This window comes from Chelativorans sp. J32, from assembly GCF_000518985.1.
Lineage (GTDB): Bacteria > Pseudomonadota > Alphaproteobacteria > Rhizobiales > Rhizobiaceae > Chelativorans.
The window spans coordinates 93,302-114,612 of sequence record NZ_JAEQ01000015.1; the positions used below are offsets into that span (position 1 = coordinate 93,302).

Genomic DNA, 21,311 nt, shown 5'->3' on the forward strand with positions numbered 1-21,311 from the left:
CCAGACTCGTCAGCTGTCATGCAGACAGGCCGGATATGCGCTCGCTGCGGCAGCACCGCAAGGTCCAAAAGAAAACGGGGCGCAGGCCAGACGCCGCGCCCCGTTTTCAAAATCGTATGCCGGTATTAGCTCGCGGCCATCATGGCGACACCGTCGCCCCCAACGAAAAGCCAGGCCAAGAGGATGATGCCGGCTAGACCGATGACCGCCTTCGCGGTTACGCCCCAGCACGATTTCTGAACGTGTTCGTCCATGGAGTTCCGTGTTCCTGTTAAACGCGGCGGCCCCTCTTCCCTAGCCACCACGACCGAGCCAATACCCCCGCCGATGCTGCGATGCAATAACAAAAGCGGCAAGAGGTTGGCACAAGCCGGACACCGTTGCCGCTTAACATGTCTTAACTCTAACATATTCAAAAGCTTAACCCACAAACCGCGTTTGCGGATTATCAACACTTGCGGCAGGATTGCGGCGGTTTCCTATTCCCCGATGGAAGGCAGGATGCTCTCGCTTCGTCCCAGCATCCAATAGGCGATCAGCCCGATCCATTCGCGAATGCCGACGGTGGTGTTGCGCAGCGAATCGAGAACATTATCGTCTGTGAGCCCTGGTCGTTCCTGACCCGTGGTTTTGTAGTCCGCCGGCCAAGGCACTACGGGAAAGCCCGCCTGCCGGAATGCACCAACGGCGCGCGGCATATGGAACGCCGAGGTTACCAGCAGCCAGGTTTCGCCGGGTTGCGGCTTTGCCAGAGATACGGAAAGCCTTGCATTCTCGAACGTGTCCCGCGACTGGTTTTCCAGTTCGATGCGCTCGGGCGGAACGCCGAGGGCGATGAGCAGCCGAGGCGCAGTGTCTGCATCCCCTTCGCCCGGAAGGAAGACCGAGCCTGAGCCGCCGGAAACGAGCAGCCGCGCTTGCGGATAGCGCCGGGCCAGGATTGCCGTCTCGACGAACCGGTCACCGCTGTCATTGAGCTCATAGCCGCCGCGCGCCATATTGACGGCTCCCTCGAAGCCGCCGCCTAGCACAATGATTCCGTCCACATGCTGCGGCGCCGGCTCCGGCCGCGTGAACCGATCCTCGAGCGGGTGAAGAAGCAGCGCGCCGAAGGTGGTCCAGCCGGCAAGCGCCACGACTACAAAGGCCAATGTGGCGAAGGTGATGGATACACGCCGCCAGCGAAATGCCGCACCGACGATCGCCGCAGCAATAAGCAATCCAACAAGATTAAATGGCTGCACCAGCGTCCAGAAGATGGCGGAGGCCAGATGAAACATTTTCACTCCTCAAACAGAATCACCGGAATCTGCCTGAGGTTATCCATGTCTGGCCTTCCGGGCACCTCAGCGCTGATGGTGGCCTACCACCAGCGCTTGGGCTCGAACTTTCCAGCTGCCTGCTCGATCACATGAGCGGTGCGGAAGAGGGTTTCTTCGTCGAAGGCACGGCCGATGAGCTGCAATCCGAGGGGCAGGCCGTTGGCGTCCAGCCCGGCAGGGACGGCGATCCCAGGTAGACCCGCCATGTTCACGGTCACGGTGAAAATGTCGTTGAGATACATCTTCACCGGGTCCGCGCTCATATCCTGATCGGCGATGCCGAACGCAGCCGAAGGCGTCGCAGGCGTCAGGATCGCGTCCACGCCTGCATCGAAGGCCTGTTCGAAGTCGCGTTTAATCAGCGTGCGCACCTTCTGTGCGCGCAGATAGTAGGCATCATAATAGCCGGCAGAGAGCACATAGGTGCCGATCATGATGCGGCGCTTCACCTCGCGGCCGAAACCTGCCGCACGGGTGTTCTCATACATCTCCGTGATGTCGCGGCCGGGCACCCGCAGCCCATAACGCACGCCGTCATAGCGCGCCAGATTGGACGAGGCCTCGGCGGGGGCAACAATGTAATAAGCGGGCAGCGCATATTTTGTGTGTGGCAGCGAGATGTCGACGATCTCGGCACCGGCGTCGCGCATCCAGTCGATGCCTTTCTGCCAAAGCGCCTCGATCTCGGACGGCATGCCGTCGACGCGATATTCCTTGGGAATTCCGATCTTGAGTCCCTTCACCGACTGGCCGATGGCCTTCTCGTAGTCGGGAACGGGAATGTCAACGGAAGTCGTGTCCTTGGGATCGACCGATGCCATCGATTTCAGAAGGATCGCCGCATCCCGCACGTCACGCGCGATCGGGCCGGCCTGGTCGAGCGAAGAAGCAAAGGCGACGGTACCCCAGCGCGAGCAGCGCCCATAGGTCGGCTTGATGCCCACTGTCGCCGTGAAGGCCGCAGGCTGCCGAATGGAGCCGCCCGTATCCGTAGCGGTGGCGCCGGCGCACAGCCAGGCAGCGACCGCCGCCGCGGAGCCGCCCGAAGAACCGCCGGGCACGAGGTCCTTGTTGCCGCCTTCCGCGCGCCAAGGGTTCACGACCGGACCATAATAGGAGGTCTCGTTCGACGAGCCCATGGCAAACTCGTCCATGTTGAGCTTGCCGAGCATGACGGCGCCATCGGCCCAGAGATTGGCGGTGACGGTCGATTCGTAACGCGGTTTGAAGCCATCGAGGATATGGCTGCAGGCCTGCGTGTGCACGCCTTCGGTGGCGAAGAGGTCCTTGATGCCGAGCGGCACTCCTTCCAGAGGCCGTGCACCGCCCTGCGCAAGGCGTATGTCCGATGCCTTGGCCATTTCGCGCGCCTTGTCGGCAGTTACGGTTATATAGGCGTTCAGCCGCTCGTTCGCGGTCTGGATGGCGGCAAGATAGCCTTCCGTAAGTTCCAGCGCAGTGAATTCCTTGGCGGCCAGCTTGGCCCGGATTTCCGCAATGGTGAATTTCGTAAGCTCGGTCATATTATTCCGTCAGGGCAGCCGCGGTTCAGCGGAGAATCTTGAATTGGTGTGAAAAGGCTCCGGCCATGATGGTCGGAGTTCCAGCTATTCCACCACCTTGGGAACGAGGAAGAAGTGCTCGCCGGTCTCCGGGGCGTTTGCCACGATGTCTTCGGCCTTGCTCCCATCCGTCACTTCGTCCTGCCGCATCTTCATCGTCATAGGGATAACGGACGTCATCGGCTCGATGCCGGTGACATCGACCTCGTTCAATTGCTCTACAAAACCGAGAATGGCATTGAGCTCGCCGGTCATCCGGTTCGCATCATCTTCGTCCACGGCGATCCTAGCCAATCGGGCCACGCGCTTCACGGTGTCGATATCGACGGACATGCCTTGCTTCCTTGCACGGAAATCCTACAGCGTCCTGCGTCCTTTAGGGCGCATAAAGGACGCTGTAAATCATTCGAATCCACGCATCGTGGTTTCCGGGAACCGTTTCCGGTTTCGGGGCGATGCGCCAGCACAGGGCTATAGTCGCGCCCGGCGCCGTGCGCAACCGCTTCCCGGCATCGTCGTTAGAGTTCGACAGGTTGGCCGCGTTGGGGCGTAAGCACCTTTGCTTGCGTTCCCTTCATGCCCTCGATGAACTTGTCCGCCGACTGATCAATCATCGGAAAAGTGGCGTAATGGCAGGGTATGACAGTTTCGAAACGGAAGTAGCGCTGGCAGGCAAGCGCCGCGACGGCTCCCCCCATGGTGAAACGGTCCCCGATCGGTACTAGGCCGATCTGCGGTTGATGGAGTTCCTGGATCAGTGCCATGTCACCGAAGATGTCGGTGTCGCCCATATGGTAAAGCGTCTTGTCGTCCGGAAAATGAAGAACCAGCCCGTTCGGGTTGCCCAGATAGATATTGTCGCCGTCCTGGGAAACGGAAGAGGAATGGAGTGCGTTGACAAAGGTCGTTGTGAAGCCCCCGCAATCGACCGTTCCACCGTGATTGCCGGGATTGACCTTCGCTCCTGCTCCCAACTGCGCGCCGAGATAGCTGCAGATCTCGGCATTAGCGACCAGCATGGCGCCCGTCTTCTTGAGGATGGATAGCGAATCGCCCAAGTGATCGCCGTGCCCATGGGTGAGCAGCACATGGGTCACCCCTTCCACCGGGCCTTCCCACCCGCCATTCCAGGAGGGATTGCCGCTCAGGAAGGGATCGATGAGGATTTTCGCGTCAGCCGTCTCGATCCGAAAAGCCGAATGGCCGTACCAGGTTATTTTCATGCTGGGACTCCTCGATTGCTGCTACCAAGGATAAAACGGGGAGAGGTCATGTCAAAGGCTAGGATGCGCTTGTGAGCGTCGTTTCCATCGAAGAACTGGAAAAGGTTCGCACCCACGGCCGGCCGCTGGCCGCAATCGACCTCGGTACCAAGACGATCGGCGTGGCCGTCTCCGATCTTGGCCTCTCCTTTGCCACCCCTCGCTCCATGATCACCCGCAAGAAGTTTCAGGAGGACGCGAAGGTGCTCCTGCATCTTCTTTCGCGCGAGAATGTCGGCGGTGTGATCGTCGGTCTGCCCGTCAATATGGATGGGAGCGAAGGGCCGCGGGCTCAGTCCACACGTGCGTTCGTGCGCAATCTCCAGCCGCTGACGAAATTGCCCTTTGCCTTTTGGGATGAGCGCCTTTCGACGGTGGCAGCCGAGCGGGCTCTCATCGAGATGGACGTCTCGCGAGCAAAACGCGCCCAACGCATCGACTCTGCGGCGGCGGCTTTCATTCTGCAAGGCGCCCTGGACCGCCTTCAGGCCCTGCGCGCGGAATCCCAAAGGTAACGCCCGATCCGCTCGCCGATCGCGCGCCGCCGACGGAAGGCAACGATCCCCAGCAGGATCAGCGTGTCGATGACGCAGGCTTTGGCTACGAGAGCAGGGATGGTGGCCGGCTCGATTCCCAAGACGTTACCGTAGAGCCCGAAGACGAGATCATGCGCCTCCCGGCTCAACGGCGACAGTCCGAAATGGAGATCGTTGACGGCGAGGGCATACCAGCCCCAGAACAAGGCGAGCGGCATCGCCCACAAGATCAAAAAATACCGCATTGCTGCGGCTCCTCCCTCCCGAACTCCCGTTTCGAGATTGGACCGGCCTCCGGAATGCGGCAAGCTCGTCTTTCGGGTGAGGGTCGAGGGCACCGCCCGCCCTGCTGCCACTCAGCTCACTTCGGGATAAAGCATATCCAGGATAGCGGCCGCGTCGTGGCGCGCATCGAGCATTCCGTAGGTCCCACGCCACTGGCCGGCAAGACGAGTCTCGATGAAGGCGTCGGCCACCTGCCCTGCACCGAGCCGCTTCAGTTCGGCCGCCGCCGCGGCGAGCGCCAGCTGCTCCGTGAGGATGCGCCCAGCTCCTTCGTCGCTTTCGCAGACGCGCATCGCTGCCATCAGCACGTCGACAGTACCGCGCCCTGCGGCGCCGAGATCCTCGGCCATCCCCTTCAGAACATCGTCGAACAGGCCAGCATTGCGTGAGAGAACGCGTAGGACGTCGAGCGCCATGACATTGCCCGAGCCTTCCCAGATCGCGTTCACTGGCGCCTCGCGGTAATAGCGAGCAAGCGGCGCCTCTTCCACATAGCCGTTGCCGCCGAGGCACTCCATCGCCTCATAGATCACCGCCGGCGCAATCTTGCAGACCCAATATTTCGTGACGGGCGTCATCACGCGTGCATAGGCGGCTTCGGAGCGGTCGTTCGCCGCCCCGTCGAAGGAGCGGGCGAGCCGGAAGGCAAGCGCGGTGGCCGCGGCCACATCAAGGGCCAGATCGGCAAGCACCCGGTTCATCAATGGCTGTTCGACCAGCACCTTTCCGAAGACCCGTCGGTGCCGCGCATGATGTACGGCTTCTGCGAGCGCGGCCCGCATGAGGCCGGCCGAGGCAAGTGCGCAATCGAGCCTCGTCAAGGTCACCATATCCATGATGGTGCGAACCCCGGCACCCGGTTCGCCGACGAGGTAGCCGAGCGCGCCGTCGAACTCAACCTCTGCCGATGCATTCGAGCGGTTGCCGAGCTTGTCCTTGAGCCTCTGGAAGCGCAGCCCATTCGTCGCGCCGTCATCTGTCAGCCTGGGCAGGAGAAAGCACGAGAGGCCTTCCGCCGCCTGGGCCAGAACGAGGAAACCGTCGCTCATCGGCGCAGACATGAACCATTTATGGCCATTGAGACGGTAGAGTCCCTCCCCGGCGGGCTCAGCCCTGGTCGTATTCGCCCGGACGTCGGTCCCGCCCTGTTTCTCCGTCATGCCCATGCCGAGCGTCACGCCTTGCTTCTGCGCGGCGGGCTTGCTGGAACTGTCGTATTTGCGCGTGATCACGCGCGGTGCCCAGGCGCGGAAGAGCGCAGGATTCGACATCAGCGCGGCCAAAGCCGCATTCGTCATGGTGAGCGGGCAGAGATGGCCGCATTCCAGCTGGGCCGTAAGATAAAACCGAGCGGCGCGCGACTGATGTCGCTGCCCTTTCTCGCTTTCGCCATCCTCCCATATGGACGAATGCAGACCCGCGCCCACCGAACGGCGCATCAGCGCATGATAGGCCGGATGATATTCCACCAGGTCGACGCGATAGCCATACCGGTCATAGGGCTTGAAGACGGGAGTTTCCGTGTTGGCAAGACGTGCGAGTTCCTGCGCCTCTTGCGTCCGCACGAAACGGCCCAGCTGTTCCAGGTCCTTCCGTACAGGTTCGGAGTAGCCCTCGCACAGCTGCATGAGCAGCGGATCGGTACGCCACGCATTGGTGCCGCTTATCGGCGGCGATTGGTTCAACACCTCTTCATTCCTCATGAAACGCCCTCCGAGGCGGTGAACCCGGATCGTGTGAAAGAATCCTTCAGGTCTGATATATGCATCATAGCAAAAAAACGCCTTAGCTCTTTTTATCCTCTCAAAAAATGGCGCGAGAAACTGCGCACAAGGTTTTCGGGTGCTTGCGAGGGCGCCGCGGCAGGCCTATAGCAGCGTCTCAAGATGACAGACGCGCCGGGCTTTCCCCTCTTCTCCCACCGCCACCTCTTGGGCATCAAGGGCCTTTCGCCCGCCGACATCGAGCTTCTGCTCGAGCGGGCCGACGCTGCCGTCGCGATCTCGCGGCGGCCGGACAAAAAACTCGCGACGTTGCGCGGGCGAACGCAGATCAACCTGTTCTACGAAGCCTCCACTCGAACGCAGTCTTCGTTCGAACTGGCAGGCAAGCGGCTGGGCGCCGATGTCATGAACATGTCGGTGGCGAGCTCCTCGACCAAGAAGGGCGAGACGCTCCTCGATACGGCCATGACGCTGAATGCGATGCGGCCGGATATCCTGGTCATCCGGCACGCGGCCGCGGGCGCGGCCGCCTTGCTCGCGCAGAAGGTAGGCTGTTCGGTCGTCAACGCGGGCGACGGCGCCCATGAGCATCCCACGCAAGCGCTTCTTGACGCTCTTACGATCCGGCGCGCCAAGGGGCGGATCGCCGGCCTCGTCGTCGCTATTTGCGGAGATGTGCTTCATTCGCGCGTTGCCCGCTCCAACATCCTCCTCCTCAACGCGCTTGGCGCACGCGTTCGGGTCGTGGCACCTTCCACCCTTCTCCCCTCCGGCATCGGCCAGATGAGCGTCGAGCCCTTCACGACGATGGCCGAAGGCCTTGCCGGGGCGGACGTCGTGATGATGTTGAGGCTTCAGCGCGAGCGCATGGCAGGTACGTTCGTCCCCTCAGTGCGTGAATATTTCCGCTTCTTCGGGCTTGATTCCGAAAAGCTCAAGGCTGCCAAGGAGGATGCGCTGGTGATGCATCCGGGTCCCATGAACCGAGGAGTGGAGATCGCGTCCGAGGTCGCCGACGGCCCGCATAGCGTCATCCAGGAACAGGTGGAAATGGGCGTTGCCGTGCGCATGGCGGTGATGGAGGCGCTGCTTGATCCGCGTCGCAACGGAGAGACCGCATGAGCGTCACCGTCTTCACAAATGCACGCGTCGTCGATCCCTCACGCGGGCTGGACGAAACCGGTACGGTCATCGTGGACGGCGACAGGATCGCCGCGGCGGGCGCGGCGGCGCAGAACCAGGGTTATCCCGAAGGCGCAACGGTTGTCGATTGCGGCGGCAGAGCCATTCTGCCGGGGCTCGTCGACTCCCGCGTCTTTATCGGTGAACCGGGCGCGGAACATCGGGAGACCATTGCCTCGGCAGGCCGCGCCGCCGCTGCTGGCGGTGTTACCTCCGTCATCATGATGCCCGACACTTCTCCCGTTATCGATGACGTGGCGCTGGTAGAATTCGTGCTGCGCGCGGCACAGGAAACGTCTCCCATCAACATCTTTCCCGCTGCAGCCGTAACCAAGGGCCTGGCGGGACGCGAAATCAGCGAGTTCGGCCTGCTGCGCGATGCGGGTGCCGTTGTGCTCACCGAAGGCCGCCACACCATTGCCAATGCCAGCGTCATGCGGCGCGCGCTCACCTATGCGCGCGACATGGGCATGGTCATCGCCCATTCGACACAGGATGCCGATCTGAGCTCCTCCGGTGTCATGAATGAGGGGCTGCTTGCGAGCTGGTTGGGGCTCTCCGGCATTCCGCGCGAGGCGGAGGCAATTCCGCTTTCGCGAGACCTCATGCTGGCCGCCCTCACCGGCAGCCGCTATCACGCGGCGGAGATTTCGGCGGCCATGTCGGCTGCGGCGATCAAGCGTTCGAAGGAAGAGGGAAGTTTGGTCACTGCCGGCATCAGCATCAACAATCTCTGCCTGAACGAGAACGATGTTGGCGAATATCGGACTTTCTTCCGGCTCTCGCCTCCCCTTCGGGCGGAAGAAGACCGGCTTGCAATGGTAGAAGCGGTCAAGGACGGCACGATCGATACCGTCCATTCCGCCCACGACCCGCAGGACGTGGACACGAAGCGACTTCCCTTCTCGGAAGCCGCGGTGGGGGCGATCGGTCTTGAAACCCTGCTCGCGGCGGCCCTCCGGCTCTATCATTCCGGAGATGTGCCTCTCCTGCGCATCGTCGAAGTCTTGTCTACTGCGCCTGCCCGGCTGTTCGGGTTGCCTGGAGGGACATTGAAGCCGGGAGCGCCTGCGGATCTTATCCTCGTCGATCTTGACGCCCCATGGATCGTACGAGAGGAGAACATCCTCTCGTTATCGAAGAATACGGCCTTTGAGGGTGCGCGCATGCAGGGCCAGGTCTTGCAAACCATGGTTGCCGGACGCACAGTATTTACAACTTGATTCCGGAGGGGCTTATGGACGTGACGAGCTGGTCCGCTTCGTTGCCAATTCTATTGGCCGCGCTCGTCTTCGGCTATCTCCTGGGCTCGATCCCCTTCGGTTTCATCATTACGCGCTCGGCTGGGCTGGGTGACGTCCGCAAAATCGGTTCGGGCAATATCGGCGCCACCAACGTGCTGCGCACCGGCCGCAAGGGCCTTGCCGCCCTCACGCTGCTCCTTGATGCCCTCAAGGGAACCGCGGCCGTCCTTCTGGCAAGCTCCTACGGTCCCGATGCTGCCGTTGCGGCCGGGCTCGGAGCCTTTCTCGGCCACCTCTTCCCTGTCTGGCTCGGTTTCAAGGGCGGCAAAGGCGTTGCCACCTATCTTGGGATCCTCATCGCTCTGGCCTGGTCCGCTGCGCTTGTCTTCGCTGTCGCATGGCTGCTCGTAGCCTTCATAACCCGCTATTCGTCCCTGGCCGCCCTGGTGGCCGCAATCTGCGTGCCGATCGCCCTTTTCGTCTCCGGCCAGCTACTCCCGGCACAGCTTTTTACCCTTTTGAGCCTCCTCGTCTTCTGGAAGCATCGCGCCAATATCGTACGGCTTCTTCAAGGCAATGAATCGCGCATTGGAGCACGGGGGTGACCGCGGAGACGCTGCAGACATCCGGTCTCAGACTGGATGAGCGGCAACGGAGGGCCTGGCTGCGTCTCATCCGTACCGACAATGTGGGACCCGTCACGTTTCGCATGCTGATCAATCGCTTCGGCTCAGCCGAAGCGGCGCTGGAAGCGCTGCCGGATCTTGCGCGCCGAGGGGGCGCCAGGCGGGTTCAAATTCCGGCAGAGGAAGACATTGAAGCGGAGATCGAGGCGGCCCGGCGCATGGGTGCGCAGTTCATCGTGATGGGGGAGATGCATTATCCTCCGCTCCTGGCGCAGGTGGACAACCCGCCTCCTCTGATCGCGGCGAAAGGGGATCTCGATCTGCTGCGTCGGCCGATGGTTGCCATCGTCGGAGCGCGCAACGCCTCCCTCGCCGCGAACAAGCTTGCTCAACGTTTCGCGGTAGAGCTTGGTCGCGCCGGTTATGTGGTCGCCTCAGGGCTGGCGCGCGGCATTGATGCAGCCGCACATCGGGGCAGCCTGGAAACGGGCACGGTGGCGGTTCTCGCTGGCGGCCTTGATCGGCCCTACCCGCCCGAAAACCACGCACTTTTCGACGCGATTGGAGAGCGCGGCGTCGTGCTGACCGAAATGCCATTTGGCTGGACGCCGAGAGCCCGCGATTTTCCTCGTCGAAATCGGATCGTGGCCGGCCTTTCCTACGGACTGCTCGTGGTGGAGGCGGCTTATCGTTCCGGATCACTGATCAGTGCGCGGCTGGCCAACGAGATGGGACGGCTTGTATTCGCCATCCCCGGCTCGCCGCTCGATCCTCGTGCGGAGGGCACCAACAAGCTCCTGAAGGACGGCGCGATTTTGGTCACCGAAACCCAGGACATTCTGGCCGCGGTCGCACCGCTCGTCGGCCAGCCTTTGACTTCGGCCGGAACGATGGAGGAACCGCCGGATCTTTCGACCGTACCGGATCCCGGCGAAAGCGAGCGCGATCTCATATTGGAAGCGCTCGGCTCAGCTCCCGTGGGAATTGACGAAATCATTCATCATACCGGGCTCGCGCCGGCGCAGGTGTTCCTCGTGCTTCTGGAGCTGGATCTTGCGGGCAGGATTGAGCGGCACCCTGGCGGAGCCGTGTCACTTCTGCCGCTGGGATCCTGAGGCCTCGGAGCTGAAGCCTGCTTCACGCCCTTCCCGAAGCAGGTCGCTCGCTTCCACAACGGCCATCTCGATCAGATATCCGAGCATTTCACAATTCTGCTGCCGCACCAATGAGCAGAGCTGTTCCAATATTCCTTGAACATATTCGAGCGTCTCTGTCCGTCTCGCAAAATATAGCTCTGCCATGCGGGTATGCTCCCTCTCGCTTGCTCGCGATGAGCTTGCCGCTCCCCTGTCCGATCCTGGGTATCATGTTCTGGTCCCCGGGATCGTCTGCCCATCCTGTCTGTTTCTCTTCTTCGCCAGAAGGCGACCACATGCCGCCGTTATGTTGAAATAAAGCTTCGCATAAGAAGTCCCGACCGGGGTTCGCAAGCCGGTCTTGAAGAGCCAATTTGAAGAGGGGGCCTTGACCGCGGCGGCAAGCGCGGCCATGTCACGTGCTGCCGGATCGTCGTATTCGGAGCCAACCGCGGCGCAGACCGCGGCGTCGAACAAGGTATTGCCAGCACAATGGATGTGGTCGTCGTCGAATCGCCTGCAAAGGCCAAAACAATCAATAAGTATCTCGGAAAGGACTATAAAGTCCTGGCCTCGTTCGGCCATGTGCGGGACCTGCCGGCCAAGGACGGCTCCGTCCGTCCCGACGAAGATTTCGCCATGTCCTGGGATGTCGACAGTCCCTCGGCCAAGCGGCTCGCCGATATTGCGAAGGCGGTGAAGGAAGCCGATGGCCTGATCCTAGCGACCGACCCTGATCGTGAAGGCGAGGCCATTTCCTGGCATGTGCTGGAAGTCCTGCGCCAGAAAAAAGCGCTCAAGGATAAGCCGGTTCGCCGTGTCGTCTTCAATGCCATCACGAAGAAAGCGATCCTCGATGCGATGGCAGCGCCGCGCGACGTGGATGCCTCTTTGGTAGACGCTTATCTCGCCCGCCGTGCGCTCGACTATCTCGTGGGCTTCACCCTTTCTCCAGTACTGTGGCGCAAGCTGCCCGGCGCCCGTTCGGCTGGCCGCGTCCAGTCCGTGGCGCTACGCCTCGTCTGCGACCGCGAAGCCGAGATCGAGCGCTTCGTCCGCGAGGACTACTGGCAGATCGCCGCCCTGCTCGACACGCCGCGCGGCGACACTTTTGAAGCGCGCCTAACGGCTCTCGACGGAAAGAAGCTGCAGAAGCTCGACATCAAGAGCCAGGAAGAGGCCGACGCGATCAAAGCTTTGCTCGATGGCGCGGCCTATCGCGTGCTTTCGGTCGAAGCAAAGCCGACGCGCCGCAATCCCGGCCCGCCCTTCACCACGTCCACGCTTCAGCAGGCCGCGTCCTCGCGCCTGAGCTTTTCGGCGTCGCGCACAATGCAGGTGGCTCAGCGGCTCTATGAGGGCGTGGATATCGGTGGAGAGACCACAGGCCTTATCACCTATATGCGTACGGATGGCGTGCAGATGGCGCCCGAGGCGATCCAGGCCGCCCGTGCCGCAGTATCGGAAACCTTCGGCGCCCGATATCTGCCGGAAAAGCCGCGTCACTATTCCACCAAGGCGAAGAACGCACAGGAAGCCCACGAAGCCATCCGGCCGACCGACTTTTCCCGCACACCGGACCAGGTGCGCAAATATCTCGATTCCGATCAGGCCAAGCTGTACGAAATGATCTGGAAGCGCGCCATCGCCAGTCAGATGGAGGCAGCGGAGATCGAGCGCACGACAGTGGAGATCGAAGGGGCGGGCCAGGGCCGTGTGGCCGGTCTGCGGGCAGTGGGCTCCGTCGTTCGCTTTGACGGCTTCCTTGCAGCCTATGCCGAGGTCAAGGAGGAGGACTCCCAGGACGAGGACGACCGCCGTCTTCCCGAAATCAACAATGGCGAAGCGTTGAAGCGCAACGCCATCAACGTGACCAAGCATACGACGGAGCCTCCGCCGCGCTATTCGGAAGCTTCCCTTATCAAGAAGCTCGAGGAACTCGGCATCGGCCGGCCGTCCACCTATGCGGCCATTCTGAAGACGCTGGAAGACCGCGATTATATCACCAATGAGCGACGCAAGCTCGTCCCTCAGGCCAAGGGCCGTATCGTCACGGCATTCCTGGAGAATTTCTTCCGCCGCTATGTGGAATATGACTTCACGGCGGATCTTGAGGAAAAGCTCGACGAGATTTCAGACGGGAAGCTTTCCTGGAAGCAGGTCCTCCGCGACTTCTGGAAGGACTTTTCGGCCGCTGTCGAAGACATCAAGGAGTTGCGCGTCACCGACGTCTTGGACGCCTTGAATGAGGAGCTCGCACCGCTCGTCTTTCCCCCGCGCGAAGATGGCGGCGACCCGCGCATCTGCCCCAAATGCGGAACGGGCAAGCTCTCGCTGAAACTTGGCCGCTATGGCGCGTTCGTGGGCTGCTCGAACTATCCCGAATGCGGCTATACGCGCCAGCTGGGCGAGAACCCGTCGGAAAATGGCGAGGGCGAAGCCGGCCTGGACGGCAACAAGGTATTGGGCAACGATCCCTTCACCGGCGAAGAGATCACATTGCGTTCTGGCCGGTTCGGCCCCTATGTCCAGCGCGGCGAAGGGAAAGATGCCAAGCGCGCTGGCCTGCCAAAGGGCTGGACACCGGAAAGCATCGACCATGAAAAGGCAGTGGCCCTCCTCTCCCTGCCCCGTGACGTTGGCAAGCATCCCGAGACGGGCAAGATGATCTCCGCCGGCATCGGCCGCTACGGCCCGTTCCTGCTGCATGACGGAACCTACGCCAATCTCGAATCGGTGGAGGATGTGTTTTCGGTCGGCCTCAACCGCGCCGTCTCGCTCATCGCGGAGAAGCAATCGAAGGGCAACGGTGCACGCGCCAAGCCTGCCGCTCTTAAGGAGCTTGGGGAACATCCGGACGGCGGCGTCATTACAGTGCGGGATGGCCGTTTCGGACCCTATGTCAATGTCGGCAAGGTGAATGCGACACTGCCCAAGGGCAAGGATCCGATGACCTTGACCCGTGAGGAGGCGCTTGAGCTTCTTGCCGCCAAAGCAGGAAAAACGGGCAAGAAGCCGGCGAGAAGCAAGGCGAGGAACTGAGGATTGGCGCGCAGGCAATCAGATCGCAGAGCGGCAGGTGACGGTGGCGCTGTTGTAAATCCTCATCTGCCCTCGCGAGAGGATATCCTGCGATTCATTTCCGAAAATCCCGATCAGGCCGGCAAGCGCGAAATCGCCAAGGCGTTTTCCCTCAAGGGCGGCGATCGCATCTGGCTGAAAGATATGCTGCGCCAGATGCAGGACGAAGGCCTCCTGAAGCAGAAGCGCCGCCGGCTCTCCCGCCCCGGGGCCCTTCCCCCGATGGCCGTTCTCGACATCTTCTCGCGGGACGCTGAAGGTGGGCTCCTCGCTCGGCCAGCGGAGGCGGAGGACGAGGAAGGACCAGTCCCCCTCGTCTCGATCCGCACGCAAAAGGGGCGCCGCATGTCAGCGGCGGGCGTAGGCGACCGTGTGCTCGCCCGCGTCTTCCCCAGCAAGGATGAAACCGGCCCAGCCTATACGGGCCGCGTGGTCAAGGTCTTCGAGAAGCGCCGGCGGGCCGTGCTCGGTGTCTTCCGCGAACTCCGCGACGGCTCTTTCCGTATCGAGCCCGTCGAGCGTCGCCAGCCCGAACTGGTGGTGGAAGAGGCGTATCGCAATAATGCCAAAGAAGGCGACCTCGTGGAGGTCGAGCCCTTGTCGCAGGGCCGCTATGGCTTGCCGCGAGCAAAAGTTCTGGACGTGGTGGGATCGATCGCGACGGAAAAGGCGGTCTCCCTCATTGCCATCCATGCGCACGAGATTCCCCACATTTTCCCCGAAAGCGTGCTGCGGGAAGCGGAAGCTGCCAAGCCCGCTACGCTCGCAGGCCGCGAGGACTGGCGCAAGCTGCCGCTTGTCACCATCGACCCCCCGGACGCCAAGGACCACGACGATGCGGTCTATGCGGAGCCGGACCGGGACGAGAAGAACCCCGGTGGTGTGCTCGTCACGGTCGCCATCGCTGACGTCGCCTATTATGTCCGCCCTGATTCAGCGCTCGATCGGGAGGCGCTCAATCGCGGGAATTCCGTGTATTTCCCGGACCGGGTCGTGCCGATGCTGCCTGAACGCATCTCCAACGACCTCTGTTCGTTACGCGAGGGCGAAGCCCGACCGGCCCTTGCCGTCCGGATGCGTTTTTCGGCGGAAGGTCGCAAGCTCGGGCACAGCTTTCACCGCGTCATGATGCGATCGGCCGCCCGGCTCTCCTATGAGCAGGCCCAGGCGGCGATCGATGGCCGCCCGGATGACAAGTCGGGACCGCTGCTCGAGACCGTGCTCCGCCCTCTCTGGGAGGCTTATTCCGTGCTGAAACGCGGCCGCGAAGCCCGTGAGCCGCTGGAATTGGATCTGCCGGAGCGGAAGATCATCTTGAAGCCCGACGGAACGGTGGACCGTGTCGTCGTTCCGCCTCGCCTCGATGCGCATAAGCTGATCGAGGAATTCATGATCCAGGCCAATGTCGCTGCAGCCGAGGCGCTGGAGGCCAATCGGCAACCATTGGTCTACCGCATTCATGACGCCCCATCCCTTGCGAAGCAGGAATCGCTGCGCGAGTTTCTTGCTTCCCTCGAAATCTCGCTCGCCCATGGCGCCGCTTTGAGGCCTGCGCAGTTCAACCGCATCCTCGCGCGGGTGGCGGGCACCGAGCAGGAGCAGCTCGTCAATGAGGTCGTTCTGCGTTCGCAAAGCCAGGCGATCTATGCGCGTGAGAATGTCGGCCATTTCGGCCTCAACCTGCGTCGCTATGCACATTTCACGTCCCCGATCCGCCGCTATGCGGACCTGATCGTGCACCGCGCGCTGATCACCGCGCATCAATTCGGCGAGGATGGCCTGCGCCAGCAGGATGAGGAACGGCTGGAGGAAATTTCGGCGCTTATCTCCGCGACCGAACGTCGCGCCATGGCAGCGGAAAGGGAGACGGTGGACCGTCTGATCGCCGAGCATCTGGCGTCCCGCGTCAACGAGGAATTCTCGGCCCGGATTTCCGGGGTCACCAAGGCTGGGCTGTTCGTTCTCCTTCCGCAATATGGCGCCGACGGCTTCGTTCCCATTTCATCTCTGGGGGATGACTATTATATTTTCGATGAGGCGCGGCACGCGCTTGTCGGTCAGCGGAGCGGGTGCGGCTTTCAGCTCGGCGACAGTGTGAATGTTCGTCTGTTAGAAGTTGCGCCGCTCGCGGGAGCCATGCGCTTCGAAGTCCTGAGTGAGCCTACCCGCCTGCCCGGCTCGTCCAAGTCTTTCCACAAGTCAAGACGCGGATTGGCCCGCAAGCAGAAACGATCAAGTCGCCCCGGGGTCAGGGGGAGGAGATAATTATGGAAGAACAGGTTTTCGGCGCGACCGGTGCGGCTGGTGCGACGGCCATTCAGCGGCCGCTCTTCGAATCGATGCGCCGTGGTTTTCTCGGCAAATGTCCTCACTGCGGCAAGGGCCGGCTCTTCCGCTCGTTTCTCAAGACGGTGGAAAGCTGCTCGGAATGCGGCGAGGAAATGATGCATCACAGGGCCGACGATTTGCCGGCCTATCTGGTGATCGCCATCGTCGGTCATGTCGTTGTCGGCGCCTTCATGGGTATCGAGGCAGCGACCATGTGGCCGACCTGGGTTCACCTCGCGATCTGGGTGCCGGCCACGATCCTGCTATGTCTGGTGTTGATCGGTCCAATCAAAGGTTCGGTTGTCGGTCTTCAGTGGGCACTTAGAATGCATGGGTTCGGCGGCGAAAAGGATGTTTTGGAAACGCATCCGGAGATCTAGACGGGGGGTGGCATGCAGCGGATGGAAGATCTTACAAGGGCCGATCTCGACGTCGTAGACGCTCGAGCGTCCTCTCTTGGGAGCCGGCCCCTCCGCCCGCGCGATGCAGCAACCTTGATTCTGGTCGACAGGAGCGGCAGCGAGCATCTTGTGCTCATGGGCAGGCGTCATAGACGCCATAAATTCATGCCCGGCAGCTTTGTCTTCCCCGGCGGACGCACCGATCCGGCTGACAGCCGGATTGCGGTGGCCAACGATCTCCATCCCCATGAGCAGTCCAAGCTCGTCGGCTTCCCTCCCCGCTTGACGGCTGCACGTGCCAAGGCAATCGCGCTTTCGGCTATTCGCGAAACCTATGAAGAAGCTGGGCTTCTTATAGGCCGGGAAGGCCCGTTCTCCTCCAGAAGTCCCCATTGGCAGGGCTTCGTCGCAAACCGCGTCTGCCCGTCACTCCAGAGCCTTCGTTTCATCGCTCGCGCCATCACACCGCCCGGACGGGTACGCCGTTTTGATACACGCTTCTTTGCTGTGTGGCGCAGCCAGGTGGCCGTTGAGCTTGCCGAATGCCCTACGGACGAGTTGGAGGAAATTGCCTGGGTGCCGATCCGCTCTGCCATGGAGCTCGATATCCCGACCGTTACACGCACGGTTCTCGATGACCTCGCGCATCGGCTGGAGATCGATCCCGAGCTTGCGCCCGGTCAGCCGGTTCCCTTCTATTTTGTTCGCGGCAAGCGCGTGGAGCGGGTTCTCCTTTAGCGAAAACGACCCGCTTTGCTTCCGCCGCGGCTGCTGCGGACTTGACTTTTGGCGTGCTGCCGTTATGTCTGCCGCGAGTTTTTAGAAGCGCCCTGCCGTGATTTGCCGTCAGGCCGCTGTTCATCATCAGAAACGGAAAAGTGACATGGCCAAGGCCACGACCATCAAGATCAAGCTCCTGTCGACGGCCGATACCGGCTTCTTCTATGTGACGAAGAAAAACAGCCGCACGATGACGGACAAGATGACCAAGCGCAAATACGACCCGATCGCGCGCAAGCACGTCGAGTTCAAGGAAGCGAAGATCAAGTAGGTTTAATCGCATCCTGCATGCACGCGGCGCCTTCGGGCGCCGTTTTCGTCTGTGCACGTTCGAAGTGGCGCGACCGCTATTCGGGCGAGCCCAATCCGACTGCCATTATCGCTGCGGGAAAGTGGTAGGGGGCCGGTCGGCAACTGGCTGCGGTACGAGGAGGCCACGAAACCAGCACCAACCGGCCGAACCCCACGGACCCAGGAGATGCGGCGGACCTGAGCATCATGGGGTATCTGTGGAGCGGCTCCCGTGCGTCCCCCGCACGTTCGCCCACCAGTGGGTGCGACACTTGCGCAACTTTTAACGAAAATCAACAGTAACTTAACCTTTGACACGATTTGTTTCAAATTAGGGTAAACGGCGATAACCGCCCGCACCAAGAAGGCCGGGGATCAAGCGAGATTCGATCCAAAAAGAACAGAGGCGGCCACGCGCAGGTTAGCAATCGGCGCTCGTCGGCGGAATCGCGCCCGATCTAGGCTGCGGGGGCGACCACCCGGTTGCGGCCACCTGTTTTCGCCTCGTAAAGGGCCCTATCCGCCCTCTTCATCAGCGCCTCCACCGTATCCTGAGGCTGGAGAAGGCCGGCGACCCCTATGCTCACGGTGACCGAAATCATTTCGTCCGTATTTGCCACCAAGAACTCCTTCTCGGCGATTTGCTGACGAATGCGCTCGCCGACTCGCTGGGCCAGCGGTAGTTCGGTATCCGGCATGACGACCACGAATTCCTCGCCGCCGAACCGACAGACAAGATCGATCCCACGGAGGTTCCGGCGAAGCCGGGCGGCTACTTCGCGCAGCACCTCATCGCCTCCGTCGTGCCCGTAGGTATCATTGATGGATTTGAAGCGATCAACGTCCACGATCATGACGGACAGCGGCCGCCGTCGCGCCACCGCACGATCGAAAAGGCTTTGCAAATGGCTGTCGAGATAGCGCCGGTTGTGGAGGCCGGTCAGCGGATCAGTAATCGCCATCTCCACCGTTTGGGCAACGCTGGACCGCAGGCTGTCATTGTAACGCTTGCGGCGGATCTGTGTGCGCAAGCGCGCGATCAATTCCTGCCGCTCCACCGGGCGCAGGACGTAATCGTTCACCGCCAGTTCCAATCCGCGGATGATGCAGGCTTCATCCCCCTCGCCCGCAAGAAGGACGATCGGTACGAGCCGCGTACGGTCCATGGCGCGCAGCTGAGAGCAAAGCCGCAACGGATCGTAATCGGCGAAGCTACTGGAAACAATTATGCATTCGTAGGGATTGTCGGCGGCGCGTGCCAGGCCCTCCATCGGATCGCCCACGACGTCGAGCACGAAATGGTCCTGCAGCATCCTGATGAGCTGGCGGCCTGCGGCTTCGTCCTCATCGATCAAGAGAACCGGAGGCTTCTCCTCATCGTCGACGCTCTTCTTCTGCAAAAGCTGTTCGATGCCGATATTGCGTGTCGTTGCCGCGCGCAGCCGCAATTCGTCCGTCAACGCCTTGAGCCTCGTGAGGCTCTTTACACGGGTCAAAAGCTGCAGATCGCTGACCGGCTTGGTGAGAAAATCGTCGGCTCCCGCTTCAAGCCCGCGGACACGATCGGATGGCTGGTCCAGCGCAGTGATCATGATGACCGGGATATGGGTTGTGGCCGGATCCGCCTTGAGCCTCCGACAGACTTCGAAACCGTCCATGCCGGGCATCATGACGTCGAGCAGCACGACGTCGATCTTGGTGGATTCGCAGATCTCGATGGCATCCGGCCCCGCGCGGGCAGTTACCACATCGTAATACTCGGCGAGGAGCCGGGCCTCCAGCAGGCGCAGATTGGCCGGAACATCATCCACCACTAATATACGGGCAGTCATAGCGCTCGGTTGCTCTCGCTGCAAAAAATCCGGGCGTGCATCACGCGTCCCCCAGATAAGATTTTATCGTCTCGATGAAGCTCTGCACAGAGATGGGCTTGGAAATATAAGCCTCGCATCCTCCTTGGCGGATTCGCTCCTCATCCCCCTTCATCGCGAAAGCCGTGACCGCAATGACGGGGATGCTGTGCAGCTCGTCATCCTCTTTAAGCCATTTTGTGACCTCGAGCCCGGATACCTCAGGCAATTGGATGTCCATGAGGATGAGATCTGGCCGGTGACGGCGCGCAAGATCGAGCGCCTGCAACCCATCGCGCGTGCGCACGGTCTCGTAGCCGCTCGCCTCGATGAGGTCGCGAAAGAGCTTCATGTTGAGCTCATTGTCCTCGACGATCATGACCTTTTTCGGCATCGATACCCCACGACGATTACCGTCCCGAAGCAAGCTCCGGATTGGCCCCTATAGAGCCTTTTGACACGATTTGCTTTACGAATGCAAAATTATCACCCTCAATTCCCGTTGATGCTCAGATAACCTCGGGCTGGGCATTGGAACTGTTCCCTAGCATGTGGACCAGAGCTGCCTTGATGTACACCTCCGGGCAGAAACAAATGTGAAATTCACGCCTGGCTGATCGCTTCAGGCACGTAGACCGCAACGGAAACCTGTAATACGGAACAGGCGGCAGGCTGGATCTGCTTCGATATGTGGAGAACAGGAGGTTCTATGAGCCCTGAACGAGCTGAAAGCATCGCCATTCAGGCGCTGAGCTTCATTGCCTCCGATCCCGAACTTCTGCCCCGATTTCTCGCCATCACGGGGATTGAGGCGAGTCAGATTCGCCAAGCAGCACAGGAACCCGGATTCCTTGCAGGCGTGCTTCAGTTTGTCCTGGCGCATGAACCCACCCTCATTGCCTTGAGCGAAGCCTCCGGCATGGAGCCGCAAGAAATAACTGCAGCGCTGAAGGTTCTTCCCTTTGGGGAGGAGAAATGGGACATCCAACCCTGAACGCCCAGCTGGCGCTGTATGCCGGACACCGTGGCATTCACAAGCCCGCACGGCTACCGGCAATTTGGCGGCCTTGGAAGTGGGCCGTGCTTTGCTTTTACGCCAATCCAAGCCGCATCAAGGGCCTGCCGGGCTTCCGCTCCACGACCGTAACGAAACCGGCCTTCTCGAATACGCGTTGCGATCCCACATAAAGCCCGACGGACCGAGAATCCTTCGATTCCCGCATTGGACATGCCTCCAACAGCCGCGCACCGTTTGCGCGGGCATAGTCGATCCCAGCCTTTACGAGTTGGTGGGTCAGGCCGCGGCCTCGGGCACTGGACCGGACAAAGAAGCAGGAAATTGCCCATACGGATGAATCGTCAGCCGGCGCATCCTCCGCCGGCGCCGAAGCCCGCCCGCGGTTGTTCCATTCGGGCACATCGAGACGGGGGCCGACCTGCATCCATCCATCTGCTCGTTCCCCGTTGAACAGCAGCAAGCCCGGCGGCGGCCCCGCCTCCACCCGCGCGCGCATATAATCCTTCTTTCGCTCGCCTGTGTTCTCGCGCCGCGAGGCGGGAGGCAGGCGGAAATAGGTACACCAGCAGCCGTAACAGGCCCCCTGCTTCCCAAACAGGTCCTCGAACGCCGGCCAAAGAGCCGCCGTCAACGGGACAATCGTCGTCACGCTCCTCTCCACCGCTTGTATCGGAATGCGCGTT

The 21,311-nt window shown here is 61.4% G+C and carries 21 protein-coding genes; 11 read left to right on the top strand and 10 right to left on the bottom strand.

Translation table 11 applies throughout. The features are described 5' to 3' along the window. Positions 1-125: 125 nt before the first annotated feature. The 5 genes from CHEJ32_RS27930 to CHEJ32_RS0117815 all read right to left on the bottom strand — a co-directional run bounded on the left by CHEJ32_RS27930 (position 126) and on the right by CHEJ32_RS0117815 (position 4,107). Complete coding sequence (locus CHEJ32_RS27930; protein ID WP_256375692.1) at positions 126-254, bottom strand: hypothetical protein; 129 nt, start codon at positions 252-254, stop codon at positions 126-128. A 225-nt stretch (positions 255-479) separates the two neighbouring features. Further along, entirely contained in the window at positions 480-1,280 is an 801-nt protein-coding gene (locus CHEJ32_RS0117800; protein ID WP_028035001.1) for a YdcF family protein, read from the bottom strand. Positions 1,281-1,363: 83 nt separating this feature from the next. Beyond that, the gene (gatA, locus tag CHEJ32_RS0117805; RefSeq protein ID WP_028035002.1) at positions 1,364-2,845 is read right to left on the bottom strand and encodes an Asp-tRNA(Asn)/Glu-tRNA(Gln) amidotransferase subunit GatA; all 1,482 of its coding nucleotides are present in this window, start codon (positions 2,843-2,845) and stop codon (positions 1,364-1,366) included. Between the two features lie 84 nt (positions 2,846-2,929). Beyond that, the gene (gatC, locus tag CHEJ32_RS0117810) at positions 2,930-3,217 is read right to left on the bottom strand and encodes an Asp-tRNA(Asn)/Glu-tRNA(Gln) amidotransferase subunit GatC (RefSeq protein WP_028035003.1); all 288 of its coding nucleotides are present in this window, start codon (positions 3,215-3,217) and stop codon (positions 2,930-2,932) included. A gap of 185 nt (positions 3,218-3,402) precedes the next feature. Beyond that, a complete protein-coding gene (locus tag CHEJ32_RS0117815) occupies positions 3,403-4,107 on the bottom strand; it encodes a metal-dependent hydrolase (RefSeq protein WP_028035004.1) in 705 nt (234 codons plus the stop codon). Positions 4,108-4,178: 71 nt separating this feature from the next. On the opposite strand from CHEJ32_RS0117815, the gene ruvX reads away from it, so the two are divergent. Next, positions 4,179-4,661 carry a Holliday junction resolvase RuvX gene (gene ruvX / locus CHEJ32_RS0117820; protein WP_028035005.1) on the top strand — a complete coding sequence of 161 codons (483 nt, stop codon included), beginning with the start codon at positions 4,179-4,181 and terminating at the stop codon, positions 4,659-4,661. Here the strand turns inward: ruvX and CHEJ32_RS25210 are convergent. Both CHEJ32_RS25210 and CHEJ32_RS0117830 read right to left on the bottom strand, forming a co-directional pair. Next, positions 4,631-4,927: a DUF6105 family protein gene (locus tag CHEJ32_RS25210; protein ID WP_051469735.1), complete on the bottom strand. Its 297-nt coding sequence runs from the start codon at positions 4,925-4,927 to the stop codon at positions 4,631-4,633. The two genes, ruvX and CHEJ32_RS25210, sit on opposite strands and share 31 nt — an antisense overlap. A 111-nt stretch (positions 4,928-5,038) precedes the next feature. Further along, positions 5,039-6,670: an acyl-CoA dehydrogenase family protein gene (locus CHEJ32_RS0117830; RefSeq protein ID WP_028035006.1), complete on the bottom strand. Its 1,632-nt coding sequence runs from the start codon at positions 6,668-6,670 to the stop codon at positions 5,039-5,041. A gap of 183 nt (positions 6,671-6,853) precedes the next feature. Between CHEJ32_RS0117830 and CHEJ32_RS0117835 the strand changes: the two genes are divergently transcribed. The 9 genes from CHEJ32_RS0117835 to rpmG all read left to right on the top strand — a co-directional run bounded on the left by CHEJ32_RS0117835 (position 6,854) and on the right by rpmG (position 17,740). After that, complete coding sequence (locus tag CHEJ32_RS0117835) at positions 6,854-7,813, top strand: aspartate carbamoyltransferase catalytic subunit (protein ID WP_028035007.1); 960 nt, start codon at positions 6,854-6,856, stop codon at positions 7,811-7,813. Then, positions 7,810-9,096 carry a dihydroorotase gene (locus CHEJ32_RS0117840; protein ID WP_028035008.1) on the top strand — a complete coding sequence of 429 codons (1,287 nt, stop codon included), beginning with the start codon at positions 7,810-7,812 and terminating at the stop codon, positions 9,094-9,096. Before CHEJ32_RS0117835 ends, CHEJ32_RS0117840 begins: the two co-directional genes overlap by 4 nt. 14 nt (positions 9,097-9,110) lie before the next feature. Beyond that, entirely contained in the window at positions 9,111-9,722 is a 612-nt protein-coding gene (gene plsY, locus CHEJ32_RS0117845; RefSeq protein WP_034658704.1) for a glycerol-3-phosphate 1-O-acyltransferase PlsY, read from the top strand. Continuing rightward, positions 9,719-10,858: a DNA-processing protein DprA gene (gene dprA, locus CHEJ32_RS0117850; protein ID WP_034658706.1), complete on the top strand. Its 1,140-nt coding sequence runs from the start codon at positions 9,719-9,721 to the stop codon at positions 10,856-10,858. Before plsY ends, dprA begins: the two co-directional genes overlap by 4 nt. Positions 10,859-11,371: 513 nt before the next feature. After that, a complete protein-coding gene (gene topA, locus CHEJ32_RS0117865) occupies positions 11,372-13,921 on the top strand; it encodes a type I DNA topoisomerase (protein WP_028035012.1) in 2,550 nt (849 codons plus the stop codon). A 3-nt stretch (positions 13,922-13,924) separates the two neighbouring features. Next, the gene (gene rnr / locus CHEJ32_RS0117870; RefSeq protein WP_028035013.1) at positions 13,925-16,225 is read left to right on the top strand and encodes a ribonuclease R; all 2,301 of its coding nucleotides are present in this window, start codon (positions 13,925-13,927) and stop codon (positions 16,223-16,225) included. A gap of 2 nt (positions 16,226-16,227) precedes the next feature. After that, positions 16,228-16,668, top strand: coding sequence for a DUF983 domain-containing protein (locus CHEJ32_RS0117875; protein ID WP_028035014.1), 441 nt, complete (start codon positions 16,228-16,230; stop codon positions 16,666-16,668). 21 nt (positions 16,669-16,689) lie between these two features. Continuing rightward, positions 16,690-17,427, top strand: a complete 738-nt coding sequence (locus tag CHEJ32_RS0117880; protein WP_028035015.1) for an NUDIX domain-containing protein — start codon at positions 16,690-16,692, stop codon at positions 17,425-17,427. Positions 17,428-17,572: 145 nt separating this feature from the next. Then, positions 17,573-17,740, top strand: coding sequence for a 50S ribosomal protein L33 (gene rpmG / locus CHEJ32_RS0117885; protein WP_028035016.1), 168 nt, complete (start codon positions 17,573-17,575; stop codon positions 17,738-17,740). 478 nt (positions 17,741-18,218) lie between these two features. On the opposite strand, the gene CHEJ32_RS0117895 is transcribed toward rpmG, so the two are convergent. Then, positions 18,219-19,592 (bottom strand): PleD family two-component system response regulator, encoded by a 1,374-nt coding sequence (locus CHEJ32_RS0117895; RefSeq protein WP_028035017.1) that lies wholly within the window; start codon positions 19,590-19,592, stop codon positions 18,219-18,221. A gap of 40 nt (positions 19,593-19,632) precedes the next feature. Beyond that, positions 19,633-20,004: a response regulator gene (locus CHEJ32_RS0117900; RefSeq protein ID WP_011580686.1), complete on the bottom strand. Its 372-nt coding sequence runs from the start codon at positions 20,002-20,004 to the stop codon at positions 19,633-19,635. A gap of 315 nt (positions 20,005-20,319) precedes the next feature. Here CHEJ32_RS0117900 and CHEJ32_RS0117905 point away from each other — a divergent pair, with 315 nt between their 5' ends. Continuing rightward, positions 20,320-20,604, top strand: coding sequence for a DUF3572 domain-containing protein (locus CHEJ32_RS0117905; protein WP_034658711.1), 285 nt, complete (start codon positions 20,320-20,322; stop codon positions 20,602-20,604). 97 nt (positions 20,605-20,701) lie between these two features. Here the strand turns inward: CHEJ32_RS0117905 and CHEJ32_RS0117910 are convergent, their stop codons facing one another. After that, the gene (locus CHEJ32_RS0117910; RefSeq protein ID WP_028035019.1) at positions 20,702-21,277 is read right to left on the bottom strand and encodes a GNAT family N-acetyltransferase; all 576 of its coding nucleotides are present in this window, start codon (positions 21,275-21,277) and stop codon (positions 20,702-20,704) included. Positions 21,278-21,311: the final 34 nt, after the last annotated feature.